Raw genomic sequence first — 7,555 nt, forward strand, 5'->3', positions numbered from 1 at the left:
GCCGAGGACGGCGGGCTTCCGGCGCACGGGGAGTCCGATTAGTTTGTTGTCCATCCAAAATAAGGAGCCGCGCATGCGAGGTCCAGAGCCGTCCGGCCCCCAGCGCCCCGAAGGAGCGCCGCGCCCCGCCCCCCGCCCCCGGTCCGAGGGCGCCGCCGGGCCGGCGTCCGGCGGCGGCCCCCTGTGGTTCGGTGGCGACTACACCCCCGAGCAGTGGCCCGAGGACGCGCAGGCGGAGGACGCGGCACTGATGCGCCGCGCCGGGGTCACCCTGGCCACGGTCGGCGTGTTCGCCTGGCCGCTGATCGAACCCGCCGAAGGGCGCTACACCTTCGCCTGGCTCGACGGGGTGCTCGACCGCCTGCACCGCAACGGGGTGCGGGCCGCCCTCGCCACCCCCACCGCGTCACCGCCCCTGTGGTTCTCCGCCGCGTACCCCGACACCCTGCCGGTCACCGCCGACGGCGTCCGGATCACCCCCGGCAGCCGCGACGCCTACTGCGTCTGCGCCCCCGCCTACGCCGAGGCGTCGGTCCGGGTGGCCGCCGCCCTGGCCGACCGCTACGCGGACCACCCCGCCCTGGCCCTGTGGCACGTCCACAACGAGTACGGCACCTGGTGCCACTGCGACCACGTCGCCCGCGCCTTCCGCGACTGGCTGCGGGACCGCTACGGCGGGCTGGACGCCCTCAACGACGCGTGGACCACCGCGTTCTGGGGCCGCCGCGTCACCGACTGGGCGCAGGTGCTCCCGCCGCGCACCACGCAGTACCGGTCCGATCCGGGCCACGTGCTCGACTTCCGCCGGTTCCTGTCCGACGCGATGCTGGGCGCCTACCGCGCCCAGCGCGACGTGCTGCGCGCCCGCACCCCCGGCGTCCCGGTGACCACGAACTTCGCGTTCGGCGACTGGGTCCCGGTCGACCCGTGGCGGTGGGCCCCGCACCTGGACCTGGTGGCGGTCGACCACTACCCCGACCGGCCGGGCCGGGCCGCCGCCGAGCAGACCGCGTTCGCCGCCGACCTCGCCCGCTCCTGGGCGCGCGCCGGCGCGGCGGCGCGCGCCCCGGACGGCGCGGCCCCCGCTGCGGACCGCCCCGCCCACCCGTGGGTGGTGATGGAGCAGGCCGCGGGCGTCGTCTACACCGGGGGCCGGGTCGTGCCGAAGGCGCCGGGCGAACTGGTCCGGCACGGCCTCGGCCACGTCGCCCGCGGTTCGCTGGGGGCCCTGTTCTTCCAGTGGCGGGAGTCGCGGGGCGGCGCCGAGCAGTGGATCTCCGGCATGGTGCCGCACGCCGGACCCGGCTCCGCGGTGTTCCGGGAGGTGTGCGACCTCGGGGCGCTGCTCGCCCGGCTGGGCGGGGCGCGCGACGCCGAGGTGGCGGCCGACGCCGCCGTGGTGTGGGACCCGGAGTGCCAGTGGGCGCTGGGCCTGCCCTCGCTGCCGGCCCCCGGTCTCGACCACACCGGTGCCGCCGCCCAGGCGCACCGCGTCCTGTGGCGGTCGGGGCGCACGGTCGAGTTCACCGCGCCGGACGCCGTGCCGCCGCGGGTCCCGCTGCTGGTGGTGCCCGCGCTGTACCTCACCTCCGACACGGCGGCGGAGCGGCTGGCCGCCCACACCGAGGCGGGCGGCACCCTCGTCGTGACCCACCTCAGCGGCCTGGCCGACCCGCGCGGCACCGTGCGCACCGGCGGGTACCCGGGCGCGCTGCGCGGCCTGCTCGGCGTGCGCGTGGAGCGGTTCCATCCGCCGGCGCCCGGAGAGGAGGTCCCGCTGTCGGAGCCCGGGTACGGCACGGGGCGGCGGTGGGGCGAGCACGTGCACACCACCGGCGCCGAGGCCGTGGTCCGCTACACCGGCGGCCCGCTCGCGGGGTGCCCGGCGGTCACCCGCCACCGGTTCGGGACGGGCATCGCCTGGTACCTGTCGACCGGCCTGTCCGACGCGGGCCTGGCCCGGCTCCTGGCCGACGCCGCCGGCCCGGGGCCGGGCCGGCCGCCCGGCCTGGAGGTCGTGCGGCGCCGCGCCCCCGGCGAGGCGTGGGCGTTCGTGCTCAACCACACCGAGGCGGCGCACCCGGTGGCGGCTGCGGACGCGGGGCTGCCGCCGGACGCGGTCGACCTGGTGACCGGCCGCCCCGCGACGGGCCTGCGGGTCCCGGCGGGAGGCTGGGCCGTGCTGCACGCCCGGACCGGCTGACCGCCGCGCGGCCGGACGCGGCGGTCAGCCGGGCACCGCGCCGGGGCGGCCGGCGGCGGCGCGCGGGTCGAGCCGGGCGGTGGCGGCCTCGCCCGCCAGGTTCGCCGCGATGACGACGGCGCCGGTCACCAGCACCACCCCCAGCAGGACCGGGTAGTCCTGGGCGCGCGCCGCGTCCAGGGCGAGCCGCCCCATACCGGGCCAGGCGAAGACGACCTCGATCGCGTAGGCCCCGGCCAGCGCCTGCGCCGTGCCGACCCCGAACCGGGCCGCGAACGGCACCAGGCCGGGGCGCAGCACGTGCCGCACCGCCACGGTCCAGGGCGCCACGCCGCGCGCGCGGGCGGCGACGACGTGCGGCGACCCGCGCACCCGCGCGACCCCGGTCTGCACGAGCCGCACGTACACCCCGAAGTGGTGGCCGAAGGCGAGGGCGGCCGCGGGCAGCACCAGCGACGACGCGACGGCGGCGGCGGTCGGCGGCGCCCCCGGGCGGCCGAGGCCGCCCGACGGGAACCAGCCCAGCCGGACCGAGAACACGTAGAGCAGCAGCAGCGCCCCGACGAACCCCGGGGTGCCGCCGAGCACGAAGACCGCCAGCTCGATGCCGCGCCGCAGCGCCGCGCTGCGGGTCGACCCGGCGACCAGGCCGACCGCGACCGCGCCGACCAGGCCGAGGACGGTGGCCGCCGCCGTGAGCAGCAGCGTCCACGGCAGCGCCGCGCCGATCTCGGCCGCCACGGGGCGGCCGTGCAGGTACGAGGCGCCGAGGTCGCCGCGGAGGACGCCGCCGAGCCAGTCGGCGTAGCGGACCGGCAGCGGGGCGTCGAGGCCCATCTCGGCGCGCCGGGCGGCGACCAGCTCCTCGGGCACCGGCCGCCCGCCGGAGCGGGCCTCCAGCACGGCCCGCGCCGGGTCGCCGGGGGCGAGGTCCAGGGCGAGGAAGCAGAACACCGACAGGCCGGCCGCGACCAGCACCGCCGACACCAGGCGGCGGACGAGCGGGCGCGCGGTCACGGCCGCCCGCCCCCGGGCCCGCCCGCCCGGGGCGCGGCCGCCCCGCTCACGCCCGCAGCTCGATCAGGTCCCACCGGTTGCCGTAGAGGTCGCGGAAGACCGCCACGGTGCCGTAGGACTCGCGGCGCGGCTCCTCCTCGAACTCCACCCCGGCGGCCGCCATGCGGGCGTGGTCGCGGGCGAAGTCGTCGGTGTGCAGGAACAGGCCGACACGGCCGCCGGTCTGGTCGCCGACCCGTTCGCCCTGCCCGGGGGTGGCGGCGCGGGCGAGCAGCACGGCGGCGTCCCCGGCGCCGGGCGGGGCGACGACGACCCAGCGGCGGCCGCCGCCGAGGTCGGTGTCCTCGCGCAGGTCGAAGCCGAGCCGGCCGACGTAGAAGTCGATCGCCTCGTCGTAGTCGCGGACGAGCAGGGCGACGAGTCCCAGGTGCATGCGCGGGGTCCTCTCAGCGGGCGGGTGCGGGGCACCCGGGGGCGGCGGGGCGGGGCGGCAGTGGGGCGGGGTCGGCAGCGGGGCGGGGGCGCGGGGCCGTCACCCCTCGTACGACCACTCCTCGGCGTTCCAGAAGAACCCGTACCCGTGGTGGGCCAGTGTGCGCCGCTCGACGCCGCGCAGGTCGGCGGGGACCGCGTTGACGGCGTCGAGGTAGGCGACGAACACGTACGGCGGGTTCGCGGCGATGGCCCGCTGGAAGTCGGCGTAGGCGTCGGCGCGGACGGCGGGGTCGGCGGTGGAGCGCCCCCGGTCGAGCGCGTCGTCGGCGGCGTCGTCGGCGTAGCTCCCGTAGTTGGACCCGCCCTCGGCGAGCGCCTCGGAGGAGTGGAAGGGGCCGTAGAGGGAGCCGTCCGGGTCGTAGGGCGTGCCCCAGCCGATCAGGAAGGCGTCGACGGCGGCCCAGTCGACGGCGTCGCGCGGCCGGGGGTCGGCCGTGACGTCGAACCCCTGCTCGCGGAGCTGGGTGGCGAGCACTTCCACCATGGCGGTGCGGACGCCGTCCTCGGCGAAGGTGGTGAGGTCGAAGGCGACGCGTTCGCCGTCCTTGGCCCAGACGCCGTCCTCGCCGCGGCGGTACCCGGCCTCGGTCATGGTGCGCTCGGCCCGCTCGGGGTCGTGGACGGCGTCGGCGGCGTCCACGCGGTAGGGGCTGAGGTCGAGCGGCCCGGCGGCGGGGGTCCCGTAGCCGTTCAGGACGGCGCTGATGACGGCCTCGCGGTCGACGGCGTACCCCATGGCGATGCGCGGTGCGGGGTCGGCGCAGTCGGCGTCGAGGTAGCAGTGGTCCGGCCCGGTGTTGAACATGATCGCCCGGTAGTCGGCGGTGGGCGCCACCTCCACGCGGTGGCGGTCGCCGCCCTGGAAGTCGCGGACCTGGCGGGGTTCCAGGGCGGCGGCGTCGACCTCGCCGTTCTGCAGCCGCATGAGGCGGGTGGCGGCGTCGGGCACGTAGGCGACCGTGATGCCGTCGAGCCCGGGAGCGCCCCCGTAGTAGTCGGGGAAGGCGCTGAGGGCGGCGTACTCACCGTGCCGCCACTCGTCCAGCCGGAACGGGCCGGTGCCCACGGGGGCGGCGCCGAACGCGGGGTCGTCGATGCCGGGGCCGGCCAGCAGGTGCTCGGGCAGGACGCCGTTCGACAGCGTGTCGAGCAGGGCGGGGACGGGGGTGGCGAGTTCGATGACGACGGTGTGGTCGTCCTCGGCGCGCACCTCCTCGACGGCGGCGAACTTGTTGCTGGTGGCGAAGTCCCCGTCGCGCACGGCCTCCACGGTGAACACGACGTCGTCGGCGGTGAACGGTGCGCCGTCGTGCCAGGTGACGCCCTCGCGCAGGTCGAAGGTGTAGGTGCGCTCGTCCTCGCTGACCGTCCAGTCCTCGGCGAGGGCGGGGACGACCTCGTTGTCGGCGTCGTGGCCGGTGAGGCCGCGGAAGACGAGTTCGGTCACCGGGTCGAGGTGCTCGTCGACCAGGGCGGGGTTGAACTCCTCGGGCTCGTCGCCGATCGCGTAGGTGAGGGTGGCGTCGGCGGCGCCGCCCGCGGCGGGGCCGGCGCAGCCGGCGGCGGCCGCCAGGGCCAGGCACGCGGCCAGAGCGGGCAGGGGCGGGGTCCGCGTCACGGCTCCTCCTATTGCAAAGTCTTCGCAATTGCGAACCCTACGCTCCGGAGATCCCCCGGTCGACGCCCGCATGTGGCCAAAGCGCTGACGACCCGCCCGGCCGGACCGTACGTTGAGGTGCGGGTGCATGACGCTCCGTGAACGATCACCCCTGCGGCGGACGGAGGGCGGACCGGTGCGATGGGTGTGGCGCGCGGACTCCGGCGCCTTCAAGGCCGAGTACGCCGCCGTCGTGATGCTCGTCGCCGTGGTCACCGCGGCCGTGGTGACCATGGGCATCCCCACCGATGTCAGCGCCCTCTACGACACCGCGCTGTGCCGGGTGGCGGGCGACGACGACTGCCCCACCGGCGCCGACGACGGCCCGGCCGGCGACCCCGCCGACCCCGCCCCCGATCCCACGGACGGCGCCACCGGCAGCGCCACCGAGGGCGCAACCGACCCCTCGCCCGACCCGTCGGCGTCCGACGGCGCCGAGGAGCCGGAGTCGGTCTTCAACGACCCGATGATCGACCCCGACGTCGCGGCCGCCGACCAGGAGTTCCGCGACGCCGAGGACGCCCACGCCGCCGCGCAGGCCGACTACGACGGCCTCGACGACGAGCTGCTGTCCCTGCTCGGCGAGATCCTCGGCATCGAGGACGCGCGCAAGTGCCTCACCGAGGGCGACCTCATGGCCTGCCTGTGGACCGTCGTCGGCCTGGCCCCCTGGGGCAAGGGCGCCAAGCTCGTCTCCAAGAGCCCCAAGATCCTGCGGCTGTGGAACCGGTGGCGGCGCGCCGGCTCCACGCTCGACTCCGCCCAGGAGCGCCTCGACAACGCGTCGGCCGCGCGCAGCCGCCTGCTCCGCCAGTGCGAGGCCAACAGCTTCACCGCCGACACCCCGGTGCTGATGGCCGACGGCACCCGGCTGCCCATCGCCGAGGTCGAGATCGGCGACGACGTCCTGGCCACCGACCCCGCCACCGGCGCCACCGGGCCCCGCGAGGTCACCGCGCTGATCACCGGCACCGGCCGCAAGGACCTGGTGCACCTCACCGTCAACGCCGGCGGCCGGACGGCGGGCGTGGTCACCGCCACCGCCGACCACCCGTTCTGGGACGCGGGCGCGGGCGCCTGGACCACCGCGGGCGACCTCCGCTCGGGCGACCTGCTGCGCACCCCCGACGGCGGCCGGGCGACCGTGGCCGCCGCCTCGCCCGTGACCGTGCCGACGACCGTCCACAACCTGTCGGTCGGCGACCCGCACACCTACTACGTCGCGGTCGGCGGCGCCGAGCTGCTGACCCACAACGCGGGTCCCGGGTGCGGGGACATCTGGATGGACCCCCACCGCGTCGAGCACCACTTCAAGCACGCCGCCGACTTCGGTGTCACCGGGAAATGGGGTAAGCAGACCAGGCAGGAGTACATCGAGGCCCTGGGACACTTCATGCGCAGCCCCAACAACACCAAGATCACCGGCACGTTCCGCGGGCAGCCGGCCCACCACTACGTCGACCCCGACACCGGGCAGCACGTCTCGGTCGCCGCCGACGGCCCCGAGGTCGGCAAGGTCCTCGGCGCGTGGAAGAGCGACCCCGGAACCGACCAGCTGGAGTACCTGCTCCGGGACGGGGTGCTCTGATGGCCGACCCGGCCGGCCCGGCGGGCACCGCCCCGTTCCGCGCGTGCATGCGCGCCTTCCTCGACGGCCGCCTGGAGCCCGGCGAGTTCTCCCGGGTGTTCTTCGACCTCGCCCGCACCTCCTCCGGCCTGGCCCGCGAGCCCTACCTGCTGCTGAACCGCGGCATGCACCTCGCCGAGTGCTACACCGACCGCCCCGACCAGGTCGGCGGCGGCCTCATCGGCGCCGACGAGCTGCGCGCGGGCGTCGCCGAGGTCGCCGCCGAACTCGACGCGCTCGAAGGGCGGGCACCGTGAGGTCCCTGCACGACGTCCTGCGCGCCTTCACCGAGGACCGGCTGCGCGCCGACGAGTTCGCCCTGCTGTTCACCGCCCTGGCCCCGGCCGTGCGGCGCGACCCCGAGGGGTGGGGCGCCGGCCCGGCCGAGGCGGCGCTGCTCGCCGAGGTCGACGCGCTGGTGCGGCGGCACGCCGCCGACACCGACGGCGGCGCCGCGCTGCGCCGCGCGGTGCGCCGGGCCGCGGCCGCGCCGGGCGGCTGAGCCGCGACGGGGCCGCACACGGCGGCGGGCGCCGGCGGCGTCCTCCGCCGCCGA

At 77.1% G+C, this 7,555-nt stretch carries 7 protein-coding genes; 4 read left to right on the forward strand and 3 right to left on the reverse strand.

What is annotated here, in order from left to right; translation table 11 throughout:
* Nucleotides 1-73: 73 nt before the first annotated feature.
* Entirely contained in the window at nt 74-2,203 is a 2,130-nt protein-coding gene (locus tag NT8_RS06825; RefSeq protein ID WP_084468702.1) for a beta-galactosidase, read from the forward strand.
* Nucleotides 2,204-2,227: 24 nt separating this feature from the next.
* Here NT8_RS06825 and NT8_RS06830 read toward each other — a convergent pair whose 3' ends face one another.
* From NT8_RS06830 to NT8_RS06840, 3 genes are all read right to left on the reverse strand, one after another.
* Nucleotides 2,228-3,220 carry an ABC transporter permease gene (locus NT8_RS06830; protein ID WP_245646064.1) on the reverse strand — a complete coding sequence of 331 codons (993 nt, stop codon included), beginning with the start codon at nt 3,218-3,220 and terminating at the stop codon, nt 2,228-2,230.
* Between the two features lie 46 nt (nt 3,221-3,266).
* Nucleotides 3,267-3,653, reverse strand: a complete 387-nt coding sequence (locus tag NT8_RS06835; RefSeq protein ID WP_067965404.1) for a VOC family protein — start codon at nt 3,651-3,653, stop codon at nt 3,267-3,269.
* A gap of 99 nt (nt 3,654-3,752) precedes the next feature.
* Nucleotides 3,753-5,333, reverse strand: coding sequence for an ABC transporter substrate-binding protein (locus tag NT8_RS06840; RefSeq protein ID WP_067965408.1), 1,581 nt, complete (start codon nt 5,331-5,333; stop codon nt 3,753-3,755).
* A gap of 127 nt (nt 5,334-5,460) precedes the next feature.
* On the opposite strand from NT8_RS06840, the gene NT8_RS06845 reads away from it, so the two are divergent.
* From NT8_RS06845 to NT8_RS06855, 3 genes are read left to right on the forward strand one after another with little or no spacing between them, the layout of a single operon-like run.
* A complete protein-coding gene (locus NT8_RS06845; protein ID WP_169805192.1) occupies nt 5,461-6,960 on the forward strand; it encodes a polymorphic toxin-type HINT domain-containing protein in 1,500 nt (499 codons plus the stop codon).
* Entirely contained in the window at nt 6,960-7,256 is a 297-nt protein-coding gene (locus NT8_RS06850) for a hypothetical protein (protein WP_067965412.1), read from the forward strand. The genes NT8_RS06845 and NT8_RS06850 overlap by 1 nt, the downstream gene beginning before the upstream one ends.
* Entirely contained in the window at nt 7,253-7,501 is a 249-nt protein-coding gene (locus tag NT8_RS06855; RefSeq protein WP_067965421.1) for a hypothetical protein, read from the forward strand. Before NT8_RS06850 ends, NT8_RS06855 begins: the two co-directional genes overlap by 4 nt.
* The last annotated feature ends 54 nt before the right edge of the window (nt 7,502-7,555 follow it).

Source organism: Nocardiopsis trehalosi NBRC 14201 (assembly GCF_001552555.1).
In the GTDB taxonomy this organism is placed as follows: domain Bacteria; phylum Actinomycetota; class Actinomycetes; order Streptosporangiales; family Streptosporangiaceae; genus Nocardiopsis_B; species Nocardiopsis_B trehalosi.

Bases quoted from the DNA above. Each gene is read 5' to 3' on its own strand.
- NT8_RS06825 (WP_084468702.1), top strand. From the start codon at position 74: ATGCGAGGTCCAGAGCCGTCCGGCCCCCAGCGCCCCGAAGGAGCGCCG.
- NT8_RS06835 (WP_067965404.1), bottom strand. From the start codon at position 3,653: ATGCACCTGGGACTCGTCGCCCTGCTCGTCCGCGACTACGACGAGGCG.
- NT8_RS06845 (WP_169805192.1), top strand. From the start codon at position 5,461: ATGACGCTCCGTGAACGATCACCCCTGCGGCGGACGGAGGGCGGACCG.
- NT8_RS06850 (WP_067965412.1), top strand. From the start codon at position 6,960: ATGGCCGACCCGGCCGGCCCGGCGGGCACCGCCCCGTTCCGCGCGTGC.